The 21,037-nt window shown below is 35.7% G+C and carries 18 protein-coding genes; 11 read left to right on the top strand and 7 right to left on the bottom strand.

What is annotated here, in order from left to right; genetic code table 11:
* The first annotated feature begins 196 nt into the window (after positions 1 to 196).
* On the top strand, positions 197 to 1,003 hold the full coding sequence (locus DWQ18_04640) for a DUF72 domain-containing protein (GenBank protein RDJ34187.1): 807 nt from the start codon (positions 197 to 199) through the stop codon (positions 1,001 to 1,003).
* 63 nt (positions 1,004 to 1,066) lie between these two features.
* On the opposite strand, the gene DWQ18_04635 is transcribed toward DWQ18_04640, so the two are convergent.
* The 5 genes from DWQ18_04635 to DWQ18_04615 all read right to left on the bottom strand — a co-directional run bounded on the left by DWQ18_04635 (position 1,067) and on the right by DWQ18_04615 (position 7,499).
* Positions 1,067 to 1,666 (bottom strand): hypothetical protein, encoded by a 600-nt coding sequence (locus tag DWQ18_04635; protein ID RDJ34186.1) that lies wholly within the window; start codon positions 1,664 to 1,666, stop codon positions 1,067 to 1,069.
* 129 nt (positions 1,667 to 1,795) lie between these two features.
* Entirely contained in the window at positions 1,796 to 2,872 is a 1,077-nt protein-coding gene (rlmN, locus tag DWQ18_04630; GenBank protein RDJ34185.1) for a 23S rRNA (adenine(2503)-C(2))-methyltransferase RlmN, read from the bottom strand.
* A gap of 70 nt (positions 2,873 to 2,942) precedes the next feature.
* Positions 2,943 to 4,217 carry a hypothetical protein gene (locus tag DWQ18_04625; protein ID RDJ34184.1) on the bottom strand — a complete coding sequence of 425 codons (1,275 nt, stop codon included), beginning with the start codon at positions 4,215 to 4,217 and terminating at the stop codon, positions 2,943 to 2,945.
* 69 nt (positions 4,218 to 4,286) lie between these two features.
* Positions 4,287 to 6,845, bottom strand: coding sequence for a hypothetical protein (locus DWQ18_04620; GenBank protein RDJ34183.1), 2,559 nt, complete (start codon positions 6,843 to 6,845; stop codon positions 4,287 to 4,289).
* 33 nt (positions 6,846 to 6,878) lie between these two features.
* Complete coding sequence (locus DWQ18_04615; protein RDJ34182.1) at positions 6,879 to 7,499, bottom strand: hypothetical protein; 621 nt, start codon at positions 7,497 to 7,499, stop codon at positions 6,879 to 6,881.
* Here DWQ18_04615 and DWQ18_04610 point away from each other — a divergent pair.
* A complete protein-coding gene (locus DWQ18_04610) occupies positions 7,393 to 8,094 on the top strand; it encodes a PEFG-CTERM sorting domain-containing protein (GenBank protein ID RDJ34361.1) in 702 nt (233 codons plus the stop codon). The two genes, DWQ18_04615 and DWQ18_04610, sit on opposite strands and share 107 nt — an antisense overlap.
* On the opposite strand, the gene DWQ18_04605 is transcribed toward DWQ18_04610, so the two are convergent.
* The gene (locus DWQ18_04605; protein ID RDJ34181.1) at positions 8,084 to 9,109 is read right to left on the bottom strand and encodes a DUF1297 domain-containing protein; all 1,026 of its coding nucleotides are present in this window, start codon (positions 9,107 to 9,109) and stop codon (positions 8,084 to 8,086) included. The genes DWQ18_04610 and DWQ18_04605 overlap by 11 nt on opposite strands.
* A 29-nt stretch (positions 9,110 to 9,138) precedes the next feature.
* Positions 9,139 to 9,348 carry a hypothetical protein gene (locus DWQ18_04600; GenBank protein ID RDJ34180.1) on the bottom strand — a complete coding sequence of 70 codons (210 nt, stop codon included), beginning with the start codon at positions 9,346 to 9,348 and terminating at the stop codon, positions 9,139 to 9,141.
* A gap of 174 nt (positions 9,349 to 9,522) precedes the next feature.
* Here DWQ18_04600 and DWQ18_04595 point away from each other — a divergent pair, with 174 nt between their 5' ends.
* From DWQ18_04595 to DWQ18_04555, 9 genes are all read left to right on the top strand, one after another.
* Positions 9,523 to 10,890 carry an NAD(P)/FAD-dependent oxidoreductase gene (locus DWQ18_04595; protein RDJ34179.1) on the top strand — a complete coding sequence of 456 codons (1,368 nt, stop codon included), beginning with the start codon at positions 9,523 to 9,525 and terminating at the stop codon, positions 10,888 to 10,890.
* A gap of 203 nt (positions 10,891 to 11,093) precedes the next feature.
* Entirely contained in the window at positions 11,094 to 11,918 is an 825-nt protein-coding gene (locus DWQ18_04590; GenBank protein ID RDJ34178.1) for a TrmB family transcriptional regulator, read from the top strand.
* A gap of 66 nt (positions 11,919 to 11,984) precedes the next feature.
* Positions 11,985 to 13,292 (top strand): aspartate--tRNA(Asn) ligase, encoded by a 1,308-nt coding sequence (locus tag DWQ18_04585; protein RDJ34177.1) that lies wholly within the window; start codon positions 11,985 to 11,987, stop codon positions 13,290 to 13,292.
* A gap of 9 nt (positions 13,293 to 13,301) precedes the next feature.
* Positions 13,302 to 13,568 carry an aspartyl/glutamyl-tRNA amidotransferase subunit C gene (locus DWQ18_04580; protein RDJ34176.1) on the top strand — a complete coding sequence of 89 codons (267 nt, stop codon included), beginning with the start codon at positions 13,302 to 13,304 and terminating at the stop codon, positions 13,566 to 13,568.
* A complete protein-coding gene (locus tag DWQ18_04575; protein ID RDJ34175.1) occupies positions 13,569 to 15,011 on the top strand; it encodes an Asp-tRNA(Asn)/Glu-tRNA(Gln) amidotransferase subunit GatA in 1,443 nt (480 codons plus the stop codon).
* Positions 15,008 to 16,408 (top strand): Asp-tRNA(Asn)/Glu-tRNA(Gln) amidotransferase subunit GatB, encoded by a 1,401-nt coding sequence (locus tag DWQ18_04570; GenBank protein ID RDJ34174.1) that lies wholly within the window; start codon positions 15,008 to 15,010, stop codon positions 16,406 to 16,408. The genes DWQ18_04575 and DWQ18_04570 overlap by 4 nt, the downstream gene beginning before the upstream one ends.
* 42 nt (positions 16,409 to 16,450) lie before the next feature.
* Complete coding sequence (locus DWQ18_04565) at positions 16,451 to 18,388, top strand: AMP-dependent synthetase (GenBank protein ID RDJ34173.1); 1,938 nt, start codon at positions 16,451 to 16,453, stop codon at positions 18,386 to 18,388.
* A gap of 56 nt (positions 18,389 to 18,444) precedes the next feature.
* On the top strand, positions 18,445 to 19,803 hold the full coding sequence (locus DWQ18_04560; GenBank protein RDJ34172.1) for a pyridoxal phosphate-dependent aminotransferase: 1,359 nt from the start codon (positions 18,445 to 18,447) through the stop codon (positions 19,801 to 19,803).
* Between the two features lie 112 nt (positions 19,804 to 19,915).
* The gene (locus DWQ18_04555) at positions 19,916 to 20,992 is read left to right on the top strand and encodes a hypothetical protein (GenBank protein RDJ34171.1); all 1,077 of its coding nucleotides are present in this window, start codon (positions 19,916 to 19,918) and stop codon (positions 20,990 to 20,992) included.
* Positions 20,993 to 21,037 lie beyond the last annotated feature (45 nt).

The raw sequence follows: 21,037 nt of genomic DNA, 5'->3' as shown, positions 1-21,037 counted from the left end.
GCTTTGTACTGTACAAGGATGTGATACTGAATCAAATCGGCAGGCAATGGTGTACTTCTTTGAAGATGCGTCTGCCAAAAAACCAGTGTGCAAGGCACTGTGGAGATTCTGTACAAATCATGCCATGATGATCTCAGATGATAATCTAGTAGTTCGAATACAAATTTTGAATTAAGAGTGAAAACAAGAAAAATAAATGCTTGAAAAAAGAATAGGCTGTACTGGATGGGGTTACAAGGAATGGACTGGTACGTTTTATCCAAAGACAATAAAACAAAAGGACTGGCTGAAACACTATTCATCAATCTTTGATGTGACCGAGGTAAACTCTAGCTTTTATCATACAATACCAAAAAGTATGGCAGCAAAATGGAACGAAGATACTCCTGATAATTTTGAGTTCTCACTAAAATTTCCTGGAAGGATTACCCATGATAACAAGCTAGACTATGATCCATCAAAGGATACACTAACTGCATTCTTTTCTGGATTAGAACCACTGAAAAAAAAGATACGAGTTCTGGTATTACAACTTCCACCTTCATTGACATTTGAATGTGCAAAAGAAAGACTAGAAACTTTGGGAAAACACCTACCACATTACTGCAGATATGCAATAGAAGGACGACATGATAGCTGGTTTTCAAAAGTAGCACTAGAATTTTTGTCAGAGAATGATTATTCCCTAGTGTGGAATGAAGTTCCAATGATAGAAAATCCTGCACCAATAACTACTGACTTTGTCTATGCAAGATTAATTGGTGACAGAAACCTTCCAGAGGATGTCTATGATCACAAGGTAAGAGACAAGACAGATATCATTCAAAAATGGGCAGACAGATTATCAAATTTAGAGCAAAATGAAAAAGTGAAATACTTTTGGGCATTTTCAAATAACCACCTAGAAGGCTTTGCACCAGAATCTGCAAATACGCTTAGGATGATGCTTGGTTTGGAAAAACTAGAGTTTCGCGATAAGAAACAAAAATCTGTCTTTGATTAGTGACTTTTCTGGAAAACTTGTAAATTAATTAGAAAATCTTTAAAAGAAAATTTCTGAATAATTTTACAAAATTTTAAGTTTTTTTCTATCTTCAGTAATTATTTTATCTATTTTTTCTTGTGCTTTTTTTGAAACTGAAATGGCATCTAACATAGAAGTGTATCTTTCAGGGAGTTTTTTTCGCTCCATAGCATAGTTTAGTGTTTCTAAGTCGTTATTTTGAATTCTTAATGTAGATTCTGTTAATCTTTGATGAGTTTGAAGAATTTTGTAATCAATGTCAAATATCATTTTTTCTAAACAAATTTTTTTATTAAATTCAGTGACTTTGTCTAATTGTTCCCTTAATCTGATCCTTTGCTCCTCAAATCTTGCAATCTTAAGAATGATACTAGCTTCTGGATCAAAGAGATTGTAATGTGTTACTAACTTTGAATACCAAAAAGAAATATCTCCATTTATGGTGTTTCGATTCACTTTCATCATTTCTGCTATTTTTCTTGCAGAATAACCGTAGTCAAAATGTAATCGATGAACTTCCATTCGTCTTTTTTGTTTTTGATTTTTAGGATACGGTCCAGATCTTTTAATTTTTGAAATTGCAAACTTCAAATTGTTTTTATTTTCTTCAATGAACTCATCTGGAATATCTAATTCTGACATTTCACTAGATTACGTTACGTTTCTCAAAAATTTGTGATCTATTATTGGTTTCAAGTTAGCTGCAGGTCAGCTAAAAATTGACAAGATATACAAAAAATGGCATAGTTTGGCATAGTTTCATGCCTGGAATCAGGGTAATTTGGCAGCTTTTTCATTCAAGACATCGGTTCGAAGTTGACCACAGGCAGCTGCAATCTCTACTCCTTTCTCAACTCGCACAGTACAGTTAATGTTATGTCGATACAGAACCCGCTCAAACTCTAGAATTCTTTTCTTTGCAGGGCGAGAGAAATTTCCCGCAGTAGGATTTAACGGAATAAGATTGATGTGAGAGCCGTTTCCATCAAGTAATTCTGCTAATTCATTTGCAATCTCTGGTGTGTCATTTACTCCTTCGATTAATGCATACTCAAAGGTCACACGTCTACCTGTTCTCTTGAAATATTCCCTACCTGATTCTATTATTTCACTAACAGAATTAGGAGAAGCAGTTGGAACCAATTTTCTTCGTAGAGTATCATTTGGTGCATGTAATGAAACAGCAAGACCAATTTGAAGATCTTCCCCAGCTAGTCTTGAGATACCCGATACCAAACCAATTGTAGATACTGTAATGTGTCGCTGACCCAAACCAAATGCTCGTGGATTTGTCAACAATCTAATTGCGCGAATCATCTCATCATAGTTTGCAAGTGGTTCCCCCATTCCCATAAATACAAGATTAGTCACATGCTCACCTCTCTCTTTTAGTAAATTAGCAAAGTGAATAACTTGTGTAACAATCTCTTCTGCTTTCATGTTTCGCTCAAAGCCCATCTGTCCTGTTGCACAAAATGTACAACCCATTGCACACCCAACTTGAGTAGATACACAAACTGTATGTCGTGTCTTTGTGTTTAGCTTCAATGGCCTATAACGCATCAGAACCGTCTCTACTGATTTCTTATCATCCAGCTCCAACAACAACTTTACAGTATCTTCATTATCACTTTGAATCATGTGAGTCTGTTTTGCAGAGCCTATACTATACCCCTCTGAGATTAACTTCTCACGCATTGCAGCTGGGAGCTGCAACATATCATTGATATCCACAGGAAATTCCTTGTAGATATAATGTAAAATTTGGTCTGCTCGAAATCGCTCATATCCTAGCTTCTTTACCATTTCCTCCATCTCTTCAGGATACAACCTATACAGATCAGTCATCTTGTAAAATTGGCAAATCCACCTTAAAATTCCTAACTGGATTATATCAGATACAAAAAAAGAAAAGAGGTTATGCGGTCTCGATTAATGCATAGTTTACATTAAATGAAGTATTTCCATCGAGTCCTGCTTGACAATTCAATCGAAATCCAAGTAAGGCACCATTATCAAATGGCTCACCTAGCCCATCAAATGTACAGATTGCCTGAGGGGGTTCCACCATTGGGTTGACATGAGCACCAATTGGAATTATAGTGAATATTACAATTGTAGTATCCGTTAATTCCTGCCCAGTTCCACTCAAATCAGGCACAACGATAACGTTTTGACCATCTATTGTAATACATGGCCCTGCAGTGACATCACCACAGATGTTACCTGTTCCAGTTTGCTGGACTCCACCGTTAAGACTAAACTGTTGGTTAGCAAAGTGAAATATCACTCCAGACCCTCCTGATGCACCATCCCCATTATCATCATGATAAACAGTACAGACTAGTTCTTCTCCTTGATCAAATGTCATACTAACAGAATTTGTAGCCGCAAAATCAGCTGCACTAGGACAACCATCACCTGAAATCATTACTCGCGTAAACCCATCAGGTACCACCATTGATATTGTAATTGGAGTATCAGGTGTTACTTCATGAGTGCTAGAGAATACAGGGTTTGTCACGCCGGTAATTCCATAACCAAATGATGATTCATCAGGTAATGCAACTCCATTATCAGTTGTAATGGAATTAAAGAATGTCACTTTGGCAGGTATCACAACAGGTGTATCGCCTTGACACAATGGATCATTTTGCAAAAATATTGATTGTCTTCCTTTGTGATCAAATCCAGATTCAACTGTTATGGTTACTGGACCATCAGTGTGCATGTCGCCAATGAATAATGGTTGGGAGCATGATGTATGAAATGAAACTGTTGCAATGGTGTCATCTCCTTGTATGATATGATAAACGGTGTTAGAGTTTATCTTCTTTTTTCCAAAAGAGTTTGCATCAAGTACAATAGAATCTCCATCTACAATGTTTGGAAATGATACAAGCTTTTTGCCTTCTTTTCCAACATCATCTAATTTCTTGTAGATTTCAACAGTTACTGGCTCATCAGCAGTTCCTTCAGCTCCATTTTCAATTCCAGGGCCATTGTAAATTACAGAGAATACCTTTGGCTTTTTGCATTCACATGTCTCCTCGTGATGATCATCATCATGGTCATCATCCTCATCGTCATCATTATAGTATGTAGAATATGCATTTGGCGCTATGGAAATAATTCCACCTGCTAGTATGAATGTCAATATTATCGTCGATAGAAGTTTCTTGTTTGCAGTCATTATCGAAAATTAATTTCAGAAATTTAAACATCCGATGCTGTTCATTTGAGTGAACAGTTGAACACGATTCTAAATATCATCTTCTTCATAGATTTCATCTTCGTCTTCGAGAACCTGCTTTGGTTTTTTAAGAAACATCACTATAATTCCAACTATGACCAATATGCCAGCTATACCAACATAGATTACCCATTCAGGCAAGCCAAGTACCGTCATCTCTTCTTCTACAATGACTTCGGGTACATCTACTTCAAACTCAAAGGTCTCAGATTCATCAAGGTATCCTTCTGCTGTTGCAATTATTTCTAATGATGTGAAAGAATCAAGATCATTTGCAGTAAAGCGAATCTTTGCAATTCCACCGTTATCTGTTGTAATACTGGCAGGGGTTGCAACGCCATTTATCGTAGAAATCTGTATGATTGCCCCACCTACTGGCTCAAAGTTCTCATCATCAACGTAAACATCTAGGGTTACAGGCTGATTAACTGGCAGAGGCTCTATTATTCCTCCAGTTGATATCTCTAGTTTTGTTAGAAATGATCTTGTCTCAAAGGAGGATTCTGAAGATATAGCACCCTTTGCATTAGCTGAAATCTTACTTTCCCCAACTATTCCATTTGTCATTATTGGAAATATTGCCTGGGATTCACCTTTGAGCAACTGAACATTTCTTGGAATGTTTAGCAGATCAGAATCTTCTGCGATTAGTTGAATCTTGATGTCTTCTAGTGCATGAATTGGATTGTCATTAAAATCAGTTATCTGGATAACGCCAGGAAATTCTGATTTTGCATTTGAATCCAGTATGGTATATGGTAAGCTAATCTTGATTTTAGCTGAAGGTTCTGTACTGTATGTTGATGATGTCTCTAAATCAGAATCAGCTGATATCCCAATTGGAATTGCATTAATTGTAAATGATGATTCTCCTTTGATAAATGAAGTACTGTGTAATGTGGCATGACTAAACGTCTTGTTTCGTTTTATCTCCACCATCTCATTTACTGGAGATAAAAGAAATCTTGCTTCATCTTCAACTATAGTAGGACGACCTTTAGAGTCCAAGGATAACACAAAGATATCAAAATTTCCTGTCTTATCAAAGAGAATCATGTTAGGACCTGTTGGAGAAAATATCTTTGTCTTGTCATGTCGTAATGTATTGATTATTTGCGCATCAACAGTACCAGAACCTACCCCCTTTAGTGTAGACGCTAATGTTACTAATCCATTTTCCTTGCCTGATTTTATTGTGGCAATGCCATATGATTTTCCAGATTCAATCTTTCCTGAATCTATGATGTGCAGTAATAGATCATCGCTAGAAATTAGGTTAATCTTTTGGAGACTGCCTTTTGATTGAAAATGCTCATTAGATATTACTGGTATGGTAACTGGTTCTTCATCTTCTTCAGTTGTTTCCTCTGATGCATCCTCTGTTTCCTCTTCCTCCTCTTCCACTACAATTTGGTACACGGCAATCGTTGTAGAATCGCTAGGAATCTTTTCTAATGTGTATACTATCATGGTCTTGTTTTCTGCAATTAGCTTATTCTCAAAGTTCATTGCATTTGCCGTTGTGAACATGTCAGAAGCAATACCTAATCCCTTTGTGCTAGCACCTATTGTGATTTCTTCTGGAGAGCTATTCAGATTCATTTTAATTTGAAAATGATGGCTAAATTGACCTTTTTTGATTACTCCAGTTGAGAGGGATTCCTTTATTTTATCATCTATGATTCTTCCAACATAATCATAATCAGAAAAAAACTCTAGAGGTATATCTTCAGTTGCCAAAGTTGGATTTCCATCAGCATCCACAAGACTGACAATGACCTCTACTGTCCTATCTACTTCCTTTGGTACAAATTTTGGAAAGATGTCAATATCTAGCGATGCAGGCAATGAGGATGAAATTCTAATATTCTTTGCACTGTGAATGTTAAGATCATCCTGTGTAGCACGAATGAAAGCATTACCAACATTTCCTTTTGTTAGTATGGTGCTCCAGGAATAGTAATTTCCCTTGTTAATTGTAAGGGTGGAATCTTGTAGTGAAATCAAGGAATCTTCATACTCAAAATCTATTGTGATGTCATATGGTGCTTGGATTATCTTTTTTTCATCATCAATCAAATATACAGAAAATGGCATTTCTGAAGATACATGCATCTCATTTGATGGTAGATTGATTACGATATCAAGAGTATCTGGAAGTATCGGCACCTTTTCTCCAACAAAGAACCTCTTTGATATGGTTTGATCATTAAACGTTGCAGAGATTATAGAAGAGCCTTCGATTCCAAATGTTTCAATGAAAAATGATGCATATCCTTGCTCTGCTCGTATAGTTACAAACTCTGGAACTTTGGCAATCTCAGAGTTGTCTGATTCCAAAAATATTCTAACATCATTTGATGGTTTTATCATGGTGCCCTTTGCATCAATTAGATTGACATATCCTGCCAAATGCTGGTTCTCTTCTGATATCACACGAGAAGGTGCTAATCGTAGCTCAAGTGATGCATGATCTAAATTTGTTACAAGAATTTGCGCTTCAGAAAATCCAAATGATGATGTGATTAGTATAACAGAAAAGAACAGAACTAGAATTTTTTGATTCATGATTTTCCCCTCATAAAAAGAAAAAAAGGTGGATTAACCACTTTGTTGACCAACTTGGACAGTGCCGACGAACTGATTTCCGTTAGTTGTTTGGATGTTAAACTGTGCAGAGCGTCCAGATCTTAGGTCTTGTGGAAGGTCCATCAATATGGTTGCTGTTTGTCCTGGGGCAATCTCAGCAGCACCTTCTTGCAATACTGCATCAGGTGTGTTTAACAAGACAGTATAGTTACCCTGTGGGATGTTTGCAGAGTTCCATGCGCCCATACCGCCGGCTGCTTGGATGTAATCATATTCGTATCCAGCAAATCTCAGAGTACCAATAACTACTGGTTGTACACTGTCATTTGTGACATATACTGCAACTCTCTCATCTGCTTGAACGTTTGGATTGCCATCACCTGCAGAACCTGCTAGCATTGGATTACCGTTATGTGCTTGTAATTCAGATACTGCTCTTGCGTCGTAACCAAGAATCTTTACTGCTTCAATAGTTGGGGTACCACTGATTTGTGATGAACTAAAGAATCCTTGTGAGAATACAAAGATGATAGTTCCTCCAACCACTGCTATTGCAACCATTAGAAGTGTTGCAATTACTGGTGCAACTGCTCTTCGGTTGGTCAAATGTTCTTTTGGTGTTAGGTTTGTCATTATTACAAATCTATATCATCATACTTTTGTTAAGGCAAATGCTGTGCAAAATGCACAACAGTTGAACACACTAAACAATCCTAAACAATATTCTAATACTAAATGTCATCTAAAGATTCCAATGAGAAATTATGCGCTAACCTTAATTGGTATTATTTGTGTGGGACTCGTTAATTCTGCATATGCCGAAACCGAAATTTTCCAGTATTCTATAGATGAGCATACTTTTGATTTAGAGTATGATTTTTCTGGCAATGTTTTAGCAATGCAAATTGATCAAGAATTACGTTCTTTTCTAATAGGAATTCAAGATACTAATGAGGGTCAATTCGTTATTAGTATTCCAAATGAGATGATTTCAGCTCAAAATGGAGATTTTGTGATTCTGGTAGATGGAATTGATGTAGAATATGGTCTAGAATCATCTGAAGATATCAATACGTTTACCATCCCTGTGTTTAATGGTGCCCAAGAGATTGAGATTATAGGCACTAACGTAATTCCAGAATTTCCTTTAGGGGTTTTGGTGATTTTAGTGGTAACTATGACATCAATTCTTGTTTTAACAAAGAAAAACCAGTTGTTTAGGTTGTAACCTTATCAAGCTGATTTGATTTATTCGCATTTTTTATCTCACGAGCAATTCTTCTACCCATACTCATTGGCTCATTAAATAACAGTCCATAGTACGGTGAGCCTTCCATGTAGATGTTGGTTCCAGCTACTATTCTAGCTGAAAACTCAAATGATGTAAATTTTGCATTCTCATCGTATACACCTTCAATACAGAAAGGACCATTCATTCCAGGTTTTACTAGTCTGCGTGATGCTTCAACAAATCGCTCACCCATATCATATGCTTCTTGAAGTAATGATTCACGTAATACTATTGGAGTGTTTCCTATGACATTAAATGATGGAACCTTTTCGTGTTTGATTTGAACAGAAGATGGAATTCTTGCCAGACTTTCAATGTCGGATTCATGTCTTTGATCAGAGCCAAAGAATTCAATGTCCTCATTTAATGGAGAGTAAAAGAATTGCAAATATGCCAATACTCCTGGTGAATATTCCTGAATGTAGAGCTGCTCATCTTTTGATAGAATACCTTGTTTGATTAAAGAATCTCTTTTTGCATCATAATCTGCTTTGTTTGTTGCCAAAAAGTATCCTTTGCCACCTGCAGCACCCTGTCTCTTTACAATGACAAGACCGTTAATTTCTTCTGGTGTTGGAACGGTTCTTGGCAGATTGAGTTTTGATTCCTTCATGAGTTGTTCTTTTTTGTTTCTGTCGGATTCCCATCGGAGAATCCACTTGTTGCCAAATATTGGAATCTTTATTGATTCTATTTCTTCTGAGCTCATCTGAGCAATCAGAGTACCATGAGGAATCAATACAGAATCATTCTTTTCTAAAATGTCAAGACATCTCTTTTCTAAAATTTCTGGAAAGGAATCAACCAAAATAAGCTCATCAATGAAATTGAATCTGCGATACAGCTTCTCTCTTTTCTTCTCACAAACCAAAAGCGTTTTGAATCCCTCGTCTTTTGCACCCTTTAAGACCTGAAGAGAGCAGTGAGATCCGAGCGTAGCTATCGATGTCAAGGTGATACTAGATAGAAAAAACCTTGACTTTATGAATTATGTGCGCTTGAGACATAATTAAAGACCGTATCGACGAGCTCCATTGATATCTCCGGTTTGATTTCCTCAGGAATTGCTTTTAGGATAAAATCAATCATGCTAGTATTTTGAGGAATTTTGCCCCTTTCCTGATACAGAGAATAGACAGATACTGCATTTGATATCAAAGCAACAGCCTTTTCTTTTTGTGTTAAATCCATGAAAATTTAGGCATAAATCTGGTAAATTAATGTACAAATTTTGTAATTTTGTTTGTGATGGCTGGACATACTTAGCCTTTTGATTCATTTTCTATAATTTTTGATGTGTCTGGACAGTATAGGTGCAAGCAGTGTGATCTGGTATTTGACTCTAAAAAGTCTCAAAATGCCCATATGATATTTGCACACAAAACAGCTCCGCCAAATATCAAAAAGATATTGATTTTGGGAGGAGGATTTGGAGGAATCGGAGTTCTAAAGGAACTTGAGAAAAAAATCTCAAAGGATAAAGCAAGTATCACTCTAGTTAATGAAGAAAATTATTTTCTCTTTACTCCAATGTTGCCCGAGATGGCAGCAGGAATGATTCATCCAAGCAATATTGCAATTCCGATTAGAAAGTTTTGCAAGACTGCAAAGTTCTATCAAGCAGTCGTCTCTGACATTAATCTAAATGACAAACTTGTCACCATAACAAGAACCTTTGATGGTAAAGTTCATGCATTAGAATATGATTATTTGGTTTTGGCATTAGGTAGTAAGAATAACTTTTTTGGAAGCAAAAACATGCAAGAAAATTCATTTACGATAAAATCAATTGAAGATGGAATTGCTCTAAAAAATCACACAATATCCATGATGGAAAATGCAGCACAAACAGGAGATGAAGATTTACAGAAAAGGTTACTTACATTTGCAGTAGTTGGTGGTGGATTTGCAGGAGTTGAAACAATAGGTGAGCTAAATCATTTCATCAGAGAATCGGTAAAGCATGCATATCCTACAATTGAACCAAAAAACATTACACCAATTTTGATTTCTGCAAGAGGAGGAATACTCCCAGAAGTTGGCCAAGAATTAGGTAAAGTTGCTATGAGTTATCTCAAAAAAGTGGGTGTCAATATTATCACTAACACAAAAGCAATCGATGCATCTGAAACTGAAATTGTATTAAACAATGGTGGAACAATTCCATGCTCTACAATAATCTGGGCCGGCGGTGTTGCAATAGATCCTGTAATATCATCAATAAATTGTGAACATGAAAACGGAGGTAGGATTAAAGTAAACAAATTTTTGCAAAATCCCTGTAACCCAAATGTATTTGCACTAGGTGATTGTGCCGCAATTAAGGATGAAAAAAGTGGCAAGTATTACCCCCCTACTGCACAGCATGCTATTCGTGAGAGTAAGATAGTTGCACAAAACATACTAGAAGCCCTCAAAGAAGGCACAAAATTCAAGGAGTTTTCCTACAAAAGTAAGGGAATGATGGCTACAATTGGCAATAGAGTAGGCGTAGTTTCAATATTTGGAAGAAATCTGAGTGGAATGCCTGCCTGGGCAATATGGAGGATGTATTATTTGGCAAATCTACCTACAATGGAGAAGAAGATTAAAGTTGCATTTGACTGGACCATCGATTTATTGTTTGAAAGGGATCTAACACTTGTTGGAAAGATCAAGAAAAAAGAGCTGCAACAATTCCACCTTGGTGCAGAGATGCCATCATTAAAAGAACAACTCTTTGCAGACCTGTAATTGTAATTGCATATCAGACAAAAATTTCTAAAATTTTATTGTTCCACTGATGAATGATACGTAATCATTTTAATAAAAATTTGAATAATTAAACCACGAAAAAAATACTTGAGCTAAACAAAGGTCTGGAAAAAATAAATCAAAAAAACATACAAAATAATATAGAAAGTTCAGATCAGTTTTTTTCAGATTCAGAAAACAAAATGTATTCTTCAATTAACAAAATTGAGGAGCTTGGAATCAAATTATCATCATTATTAGAACTGGACGAAATAGATGCACATGTTTATCTTAATTTGTTAAGATTAGGTCCTGTTACGGCTAGTGCTTTAGCAAAGGAACTACACATGGATAGAACAAAGGCCTACAGAACAATTGACAAGCTTTTACACCTACAGATTGTTTCAACTACTCTATCAAAACCAAAGTTATGTGTTGCAAATAAACCAGAAGAGGTACTAAATAACATCTTACAACAAAAAGAGAATCAGGTAAATAGAATAAAAAACTCCCAACAGCAAATTATTGAAACAATACAGACTACGATACCAACTAATTTTAAGACAACCATACCAACATTTCATGTAACACAAGGAACTGGCAATATCTATTCAGAAATTGAAAAGTTAATTGAAGAATCAGAAGATATTGTATACCTCGTCACCACCCTAAAAGACATCTCAAAGATGTACCATACAGATATCCCTGAAAAGATTAAGACGTGCGAGAAAAACGGGGGCGAGGTGAGGTTGATCACTGAAATGTTAGATTTCTCAGAGGTGCAATTCATTAGAAGATTTGGAGCAACATCAACTAGAATGGGAATTTTACGCACAAGGGGCAGGATGATTGTAGAAAAGAACAGAAACATGATACTCTCAGATGCCCCATCAGACCATGCCAATTCAGAATCAGATTTTGCTATATGCACAAATTCAGTAGAGATGTCAGGCAACATTTTCACACTCTGCAGCCTATTATGGGAAAATTCCAAACCATTGAATTTGCCCCAAGTTCAGGTAAATTAGATCAGTTTCTCAACTATTTCTTAAAAGAAAACTAAATACACCAAAAAAACAGGCATTTAGTAAATCATGATCGATACTGAATTAGGAAATTTACGAAGAACGCATTATGCGGCAGACTTAGATCCATCAATTAGCACACAAGTTACCTTGATGGGATGGGTTCTAACAATTAGAGGTCATGGAAACATTTCATTTTTGACATTACGAGACAAAACTGGAGATATCCAAGTTGTCGCAAAAAAAGGTGATTGTCCTGATGATGTTCGTGAAAAGATTTCTTCACTAAAGGCTCATTCTTCAATTGCAATCACGGGAAAGATAAAGCCGTCAGATAAAGCTCCAAAGGGTTTAGAGATTACACCAACTGAGCTTCGAGTGTTTTCAGAAGTCGAGTTGATTCCACCATTTGAGCCATTAGCAAAGACAGTAAAAAATATCGATACAAGATTGGAAGTGCGACCAATTGATCTTAGAAGAAAAGTTTTACTTGATATCTTTCATGCAAGAAGTGCCGTCTTAAAATCAATTAGAGATTATTTTTATTCACAAAATTTTTCTGAAATCAACACACCAAAGATGATTGCAACTGCAACAGAAGGGGGCGCTGCACTCTTTGCAATCTTTTACTACAACAAAGAAGCGTTTCTTGCACAGAGCCCACAATTGTACAAAGAACAATTAACAATGAGTCTTGAGAAAGTTTTTGAGATTGCTCCAATATTTAGAGCAGAGCCATCAAGAACTAATCGACATCTTGCCGAAGCAATATCCATTGATTTAGAGGAAGCATTTGTTGATTACAATGATGTAATGAATAGAATAGAAGACATCATCAAGGCATCAGTAAAGGCTGTAAAAGAATTTGCAAGCACAAATGAAGACGTAGAGTTTACAATACCTGAAATTCCTGATTCTATTCCACGATACTCCTATGATGAATTAGTCGAAAAGATGCAAAAGGCAGGCGCAAAGACAGAGTGGGGCGATGATTTGTATCCTTCAAATCTAAAGAAGATAGGGTTATCCGGTTTCTACTTCATAAAAGATTGGCCTATGGCTCCAAAGCCATTCTATGTAAAGGCAAGCAAAGACAATCCAAAGATTTCAGAATCATTTGATTTGATGTTTGGAGATTTGGAATTATCATCAGGCAGCACAAGAATTGAAAAGCGACACGAATTAGTTGAGCGAATGAAGAACAAAGGAATGAAAGCAGAAGCATTTGAGTACCATCTTAAAGCATTTGATTATGGCGTACCACCACATGCTGGTTGTGGTATTGGACTAGAGAGACTAATGATGGCATTAACCGGTACTGAGAACATTCGTGATGTAACATTCTATCCAAGAGATGTGGATAGACTAACCCCATAGGTGATTTGATTGGTAACTGCCGAAGAGATTGAAAAAGTTGCAAAACTAATGAGAATAGAGATGGATGATCATGCCGAATACATTGAGCGAGTCAAAAAGATGCTGGGTTATTTTGATTTATTAGATAAAGCAAATGTTGAATCCGAAGAGATTGATTTTACAATAATGCCAATTGAGAATTTACGCAAAGATGAGTTTATTCCATATGATGAAAAACTGATTGAAAAATTAAAAAATTACAAAGGAACGTATGTTAGAGCTCCAAAGATGGTTTAATTGAAAATAAAACAATCTCTGCTAGAATATATCGATAATGTAAAAAATGGCTCCTTTACATGTGAGGAATTTGTTTTAGAAACATTAGAGCAAATAGAAAAACACGAAGAGATACTCCACTCTTACATTTCAATTAACAATAAAGCAATAGAGGATGCAAAAAATATCGACAAGAAGATAAAGTCCGGAGAGGCAGGTTCATTTTACGGTGCTCCAATTTCAATCAAAGATAACATCTGCATAAAAAACTCAAAGACAACATGTGCTTCAAGAATCTTGGAAGATTTTGTTGCACCCTATGATGCCACCGTAATTACGCGACTCAAAAATCAGGATGCATTATTCATAGGCAAAAACAATCTAGACGAGTTTGCAATGGGTTTGACTACAGAATTTAGCTCATTTGGTCCAAGTAGAAACCCATGGAATTCAGAATATGTTCCAGGAGGTTCATCTGGAGGAAGTGCTGTTGCAGTCAGTGCCTTGGAATGTCTAGCATCTTTAGGCTCAGATACCGGTGGTTCTGTTAGAAACCCAGCTAGTTTTTGTTCAGTAGTAGGTTACAAGCCTAGTTATGGACTAATCAGCAGATATGGTCTAATCTCATATGCAAATAGCATTGAGCAGATAGGTCCCTTGACTCGTACAGTAAAGGATACTGCATTTTTGCTAAACACAATTGCAGGTCTGGATGAAAACGACAACACTACAATTGACAATCACAATGATGATTATCTGGCTGAGATTGATCATGGAATCGAAGGAAAAAAGATAGGAATTATCAAGCAAATGATGGGAGAAGGAACATCAAAGGAAGTAGTTGATGCAACAAATGAGGCAATATCAAAACTCGAAAAACAGGGAGCGCAAATTCAAGACATCAATCTTGAGACAGTAGATTATTCTGTAGCTGCTTATTACACCATTACTGCGACTGAGGCAGGAAGTAATCTTGCAAGATATGATAATCTAAGATACGGATATGATTTTCCATTAGAAGGATATGAGTTTAATTCATACATATCAAAGGCTAGAAAAAAATTTGGCCCAGAAGTAACAAGACGAATGATACTAGGCGGTTTTGTTCCATCAGCTGGTTACGCGGGAAGATATTTCCTTAAAGCAATGAAAGTAAAAAATAAACTAACAAGAGAAGTCAATGAAGCATTCAAGAAGGTTGATCTTTTAATCTCACCAACTGTTCCTGTACAGCCATTTAAGATTGGAGAAAAGATTGAAGACCCTATCGCATTATTCCTAGTTGATTTTAACACAGTTACTGCAAATTTAACAGGAAAGCCTGCAATCTCTGTTCCATTCAAGGTGACAAATGGTCTGCCTATTGGAATCCAATTGATGGCAGAACATAATGAGGACAAGTTCCTTTTGCAGGCAGCATATTCATTAGAAAAAGATACAAAACTTCCGGAGGTTCCACTATGACAAAGATTGGCCTAGAGATTCACTGTCAATTAACAAAATTAAACAGCAAACTTTTCTGCTCATGTAAAGCAGATTATAGAGAGTTTGAACCAAACACAAACATCTGTCCTATATGTATGGGATTGCCAGGCTCCTTACCGAGATTAAATCAAAAGGCAGTGGAAAAGGCAACTACTATTGCTTTAGCATTGAGCTGCCAAGTTCCAGAAAAGATTGCATTCTTTAGAAAAAATTACTTTTATCCAGATTTGCCAAAGAACTTCCAAATCACTCAGCTAAACGTGTATGGACCAACAAGCATTGGTGAGAAGGGTATGGTAAATGTTGAAGACAAGGAAATCAGAATACGCAGAATCCAGTTAGAAGAAGACCCTGGAAGACTAATCTATGAAGGAACCTCAGAGAAAACCCAGATCACACTTGTAGATTATAATCGTGCAGGAACACCCCTAGTTGAAATCGTTACAGAACCTGATTTTGATAATCCAAAACAGGTTAGAATTTTTCTGAACATACTGTCAGATCTTTTAGAGAATCTAGGTGTCAGTGAGCCAACATTAGAAGGTGCAATGCGTGCAGATGGAAACGTCTCAATAGAGAATGGTCCAAAGGTAGAAATCAAAAACATTGGTTCATTTCATGATTTAGAAAAAGCACTACACTTTGAAATTACAAGGCAGGAGAGTCTTTCATCAAGAGACATTCCAATTGCTCAAGAAACAAGACACTGGGATGACAGACGTAAAGTTACAGTATCTGCAAGAACAAAAGAAGAGGAGATGGATTATCGTTATTTCCCAGAAGGAGATATTCCTTGGATAAAGATTGCAGATGCCAGAATTCAAAAATTAAAAGAAGATATGCCTGAGAGTATCAGCTCAAAAAAACAGAGGTATGTAACACAATTTGATATTCCTCCACAAGTTGCAGATGTTTTGTCATCTGACAAATTTTATTCAGATCTATTTGAAAAATCTCACGATGAAAAAAATGCAAAAGACATTGCAAATCTGATAACTACTGATTTGATGGGTCTTGTAGATACACGTGAGAAGAGAGAACAATCAAAACTAAAACCAAACCACTTACAAGATTTGGTAAGTGCAATTCAAGCCAGCAGAATTACACGAACATCAGCAAAGACAGCATTACAAGAGATGGTAAAATCAGGTAAAAGCCTTGAAGAAATAATCAAAGATTTAGATCTTGGTAAATCGGATGAAGGTGAATTAGAAAAGATTGTAGATGAAGTGATATCACAGGAGACAAAAGCAGTTGAAGAAGCAAAAGCAAATCCTCAGACGATAAATTATCTGGTTGGAAAAGTAATGCAAAAGACAAAAGGAAAAGCAGACCCAATCATTACGTTGGAATTATTTAAAAAGAAATTATCATAGATTGAGAGAAGCCGTTATATCATTTCAAAATATCATTATTTTATGTCAGAGTATGTCTTTGTTCCTAACAAAGAACAGATTGAAACATCAAATATTTACAGATTCATGCAAAAGCACAATCTTAAAACTTTAGAAGAGTTGCATCAAAAATCCATTTCAGATCCTGCATGGTATTGGAATGCAGTAAGTGAAGATATCGGCATAGTTTGGGATAAAAAATTTGAAAAAGTAATGGATTCTTCTAAAGGAGTACCTTGGACAAACTGGTTTGTAAACGGTAAAACAAACATAATTCTCTCAACTCTTGATAAATTTGCAAAAAAAACGCCTCAAAAAGTAGTCTATCATTTTATATCTGAAAATGGAGACTATCATTCTCTTACATACAAAGTACTGGAAGACGAAGTAAATCAGCTAGCAAATGGTCTAAAATCTTTAAAAATTTCCAAAGGAGATGTTGTAGCCATCTACATGCCAATGATCAAAGAAGCAATTGTTTCAATATTGGCGTGTGCAAAGATCGGAGCAGTTCAAACCGTAATTTTTTCTGGATACAGTGCAGATGCATTAAAGATTAGACTACAAGATTGCAATGCAAAGATACTGCTAATATCAGATGGTTTCGAACGAAAAGGGAAAAAAATTTCTCAAAAGGAAGCAATCAACACAGGAATCAAGGAAACACAGATACAAAATGTCATCATTGTCCCTTACAAAAAAGTTGATGATTACTCATACTCTGATATTCTGGTCAACTACAATGAATTAATCAAAAGCCAATCAAAAGATTGCAAAACTGAAATTTTAGATTCAAATGATAAGCTATTCATCCTATATACATCAGGAACAACTGGAAAACCAAAAGGGGTTGTCCATACACATGGAGGTTTTTCAGTCTTTGCGGGACATCAATCAGCATATCTAATAGACAATCATCATGACGATGTCTTGTTTTGGCCTGCAGATATTGGTTGGATTACCGGAATTGTTTGGAATGTGTACGGCCTACTAGAGATGGGTGCAACCGGTATAATTTATGATGGTGCATTAGATTATCCCAATACCAATAGAATATGGGACATCATGTCAAAGTATGGCGCAACAATCTTTGGAATCTCTCCAACAGCCGTTCGTATGTTTAAAAAAACTGGAATCATTCCAACTGAGTTACATGATTTTAAAAAAATCAGATTGATTCCAACTACTGGAGAGCCAATCGATGAAGAATCATGGTGGTGGTTATTTGAAAAGGTTGGAAAGAAAAGAATACCAATAATGAACTTGTCAGGAGGAACAGAAATTGGTGGGGCAATGTTATCCGTATTGCCGGGCATGAGACTAAAACCTACAACTGTAGGAATGCCGTGTCCCGGAATTGATGTGGATGTGTTTGATGATAAAGGCAATCAAGTCAGGGATCAAAAAGGCTACCTTGTTGTAAAAAACGCATGGCCGGGAATGACCAAAGGATTGCTCAATGACGATGAACGATATCTCAAGACATACTGGTCTAGATTCGAAGAGATATGGTTTCATGGAGATTACGTCTTGGCAAATTCAGATGGTTTGTGGTATATGCATGGAAGAATTGATGATGTGATAAACATATCAGGACATAGAATGAGTACTGCTGAAATTGAGCAGACAATAATGACTCATCAAAAGATTTCAGAGGTTGCCTCAATTTCAATCCCTGATGAAATAACAGGTGAGGCCATAGTTGTTTTTGTGGTGCCTGAAATGAAGTTCAAAGAAGAAAAGCTAACTGATGAAATTTCATCCTTTGTTTCTGAAAAGATAGGCAAACTAGCAAAACCAAAATTTGTAATCCAGTTATCAGATCTTCCAAAAACCCGTACTGGTAAAATTATGCGAAGATTGTTAAAAGATAAACTACTTGGAAACCAAATTGGAGACAACTCATCTCTAGAAAATCCTCACGTTTTAGATGAAATCACTCCAATTTTCTCAAAGCATTGATTTTGTCTGATATGAAAAAGCACAAGCCTTTAATTTCTAAAATTTAGAGATCTTATATGAAATTCATTGTTGACCAGCAGGTTGAGGATATCGAATTACCTGAAAATCTAAGATTAAACACATTTTTACAAGAATTTCATCAAGATTGCCCTCATCCAGAATGTAATTTTGGATTTTATGGATTTGCGTTTGGTCAATCACCTTTTCATGTACCACAAATAATGCAGACAGCATTACAAAAAAATTCAGATAAAGGAAAATATGCTCCAGTTCCCGGAATTGAGGAACTACGTGAGGCAATTGCAACATACAACAAACATTACTTTGGAATGGATATTGACCCAAAGAGAGTGTATGTTGGACCTGGAACAAAAGAATTGATCTTTAATCTCTTTGAAATTCTTCACGGTACTGTAATTCTCCCAACACCAGCATGGATAGGGTACTTACCACAGATTAGATTCCTAAAGAAAAATTACCACATGCTTCCAACAAAATCCAGTAGAAAGATCAATGCAGATGATCTAAAAAAATTAGCATTACGATTACACGATAGGCAAAAGATACTGATACTAAATAATCCAAATAACCCAACAGGTCTTCTATATTCTAGATTAGAGCTAGAAGAGATTGCAGATGTCTGCAGAGAGCAAAACATCACTGTAATCTCTGATGAAATTTATGCCCAGACTACATATGACATGAAAGAGTTTGTCAGCATGGGAAAAATCTATCCTGAAGGAACATTTGTTACAAATGGTCTATCAAAATCACATGCTGCGGGAGGATACCGCTTAGGATATGTAATATTTCCACAATATGTCACTGAATTAAAACAACAATTCAAGAAAATTCTTGCAACAGAGTATACTGCAGTATCCACACCAATTCAGCATGCAGCAGTAGCAGGTTTTGAGATAAGCAAAGAGATGGATGAATACTTTGAGATAACAAGACGTATTCATGAAATTATGGGCGAATACACATACAATACAGTTACAGCAATTGACGGAGTCAAAGCAACCAAACCCCAAGCAACATTCTATCTTTTGGCAAACTTTAATCACTATTCATCAGAGTTGGCAGGCTCTAAAATTCAAGTATCACAAAGATTTGCAGAATCATTAATCCAGCATCCCTATCATACTGCAATAGTTGGTGGAGACAGCCTAGTTTTAGAAAGAACTGACTTTAGTGCAAGAATGGCATTTGTGGATTATGACGGCACAAAGGCTTATGCAAATTATCAAAACAATAAACCAAAAACAGCCTCAGACAGGTTAGAGTTTGTAAAGACCAATGCACCAAGAATTGTAGCAGGAATCAAAATGATTGAACTGTATTTTGAGCATATCAAAAAGAATGCATCATCAAAAATTGAATGTAAGTTTGATTCACTAAAAGTACCAGGGTGAATTAGTGAAATACGTATCAAATTTCTAACATATCCTTGATAAAATAATTACAACCAAAAAATGATCTTTTGCCAACCAACTTCTTAAACAGGTTATTATCAAAAGTTTCATAGTGGATAACAAGGAAATAGACGTTAAGCAGGCAATCCTATTAATTCAAAATATCATAGCTAACAATCAAGGAGATATTGGAAGATTAAATTTCATCATAGAATCTCTAAAAAATAAGAAAAAACTGTACAAATCTGATCAAAACTATATTGAAAAGAAGATCAACGGAGTCTTAAGTTATAAAAAACAAGAACAAAAAAATAAAAATTTTGATTTACAAAAACAAATTAAATCTCTCATCCAAGGGAAACAAGGTGACCCAGGAAGACTAAATTACATCCTAGAAAGTGTAAAAAAAGGAAAAAAACTATTCAAAACAGATCAAACATATTTAGAAAATAAACTCAAATTAATTAAAAATCATCAAGAAAGTGTAATCAAACCAAAGCATTCTGAAACAAATACATCATACCAATTAATTCACAATGAATTCTCACAAAGATCACTAAAAAGAGAAACTGAGATAGAAAATTTAAAACAAGAATTAGAAATATCAAAAAACTCTAATGATGAATTAATAAAAAAACTAGATGATGCTTTAAGCACCATATCCACACTACAAAAAACAATTGAAGAGAAAAATCTAGAAATAACTAAAAAGAATCAAAAAATAGGGACACTTACACAGGAATTATCAAAGATCAAATTAGTAAATAATAATCCAGAATTGCAAGATTTAAAAAATCAGATAAATGCAGAAAACGAAAAAATATCATATCAAGACATCTTACATGATAAAATAAAGCAACAAAAAGAGAGACTCAATCAGCTAATCCAATATAGAAAGGAATACGAACAAAAAATCCTCAAAGCAAAAGAAGATATCTATATACAACTAGTATCCGAAAATAAGAAAATTATAGCCCATGACAGGTTAGTAGAAGAATTAGTTCATTCACAGAAACAGCTAGAACAGAGCAAGGTTGAACAAGAGATAATCCTTGAGCAGATAAAAAAGGAACAAACCAGATTGTTAAGGGATATGTCTGATCAGCAAAAAAGTTTGGATGAATCAAAGGCAGAGTTTGATAAAACGGTAAATGGCTCAAAAAAAGACAATATTTCCTCAGATCAATAACAACGATGTGTCCTAATTGGACGATCAGTATCAACCGGATTCAAA

This window comes from Thermoproteota archaeon (genome assembly GCA_003352285.1).
Taxonomy (GTDB): domain Archaea; phylum Thermoproteota; class Nitrososphaeria; order Nitrososphaerales; family Nitrosopumilaceae; genus PXYB01.
This window is presented reverse-complemented; position numbering and strand designations above follow the sequence as displayed.

What these genes read in the sequence shown, in the direction of transcription:
- DWQ18_04640 (RDJ34187.1), top strand. Translation starts at nt 197, where the DNA reads ATGCTTGAAAAAAGAATAGGCTGTACTGGATGGGGTTACAAGGAATGG.
- DWQ18_04635 (RDJ34186.1), bottom strand. Translation starts at nt 1,666, where the DNA reads ATGTCAGAATTAGATATTCCAGATGAGTTCATTGAAGAAAATAAAAAC.
- rlmN (RDJ34185.1), bottom strand. Translation starts at nt 2,872, where the DNA reads ATGACTGATCTGTATAGGTTGTATCCTGAAGAGATGGAGGAAATGGTA.
- DWQ18_04625 (RDJ34184.1), bottom strand. Translation starts at nt 4,217, where the DNA reads ATGACTGCAAACAAGAAACTTCTATCGACGATAATATTGACATTCATA.
- DWQ18_04620 (RDJ34183.1), bottom strand. Translation starts at nt 6,845, where the DNA reads ATGAATCAAAAAATTCTAGTTCTGTTCTTTTCTGTTATACTAATCACA.
- DWQ18_04610 (RDJ34361.1), top strand. Translation starts at nt 7,393, where the DNA reads ATGATAGTTCCTCCAACCACTGCTATTGCAACCATTAGAAGTGTTGCA.
- DWQ18_04615 (RDJ34182.1), bottom strand. Translation starts at nt 7,499, where the DNA reads ATGACAAACCTAACACCAAAAGAACATTTGACCAACCGAAGAGCAGTT.
- DWQ18_04600 (RDJ34180.1), bottom strand. Translation starts at nt 9,348, where the DNA reads ATGGATTTAACACAAAAAGAAAAGGCTGTTGCTTTGATATCAAATGCA.
- DWQ18_04595 (RDJ34179.1), top strand. Translation starts at nt 9,523, where the DNA reads ATGATATTTGCACACAAAACAGCTCCGCCAAATATCAAAAAGATATTG.
- DWQ18_04590 (RDJ34178.1), top strand. Translation starts at nt 11,094, where the DNA reads ATGTATTCTTCAATTAACAAAATTGAGGAGCTTGGAATCAAATTATCA.
- DWQ18_04585 (RDJ34177.1), top strand. Translation starts at nt 11,985, where the DNA reads ATGATCGATACTGAATTAGGAAATTTACGAAGAACGCATTATGCGGCA.
- DWQ18_04570 (RDJ34174.1), top strand. Translation starts at nt 15,008, where the DNA reads ATGACAAAGATTGGCCTAGAGATTCACTGTCAATTAACAAAATTAAAC.
- DWQ18_04565 (RDJ34173.1), top strand. Translation starts at nt 16,451, where the DNA reads ATGTCAGAGTATGTCTTTGTTCCTAACAAAGAACAGATTGAAACATCA.
- DWQ18_04560 (RDJ34172.1), top strand. Translation starts at nt 18,445, where the DNA reads ATGAAATTCATTGTTGACCAGCAGGTTGAGGATATCGAATTACCTGAA.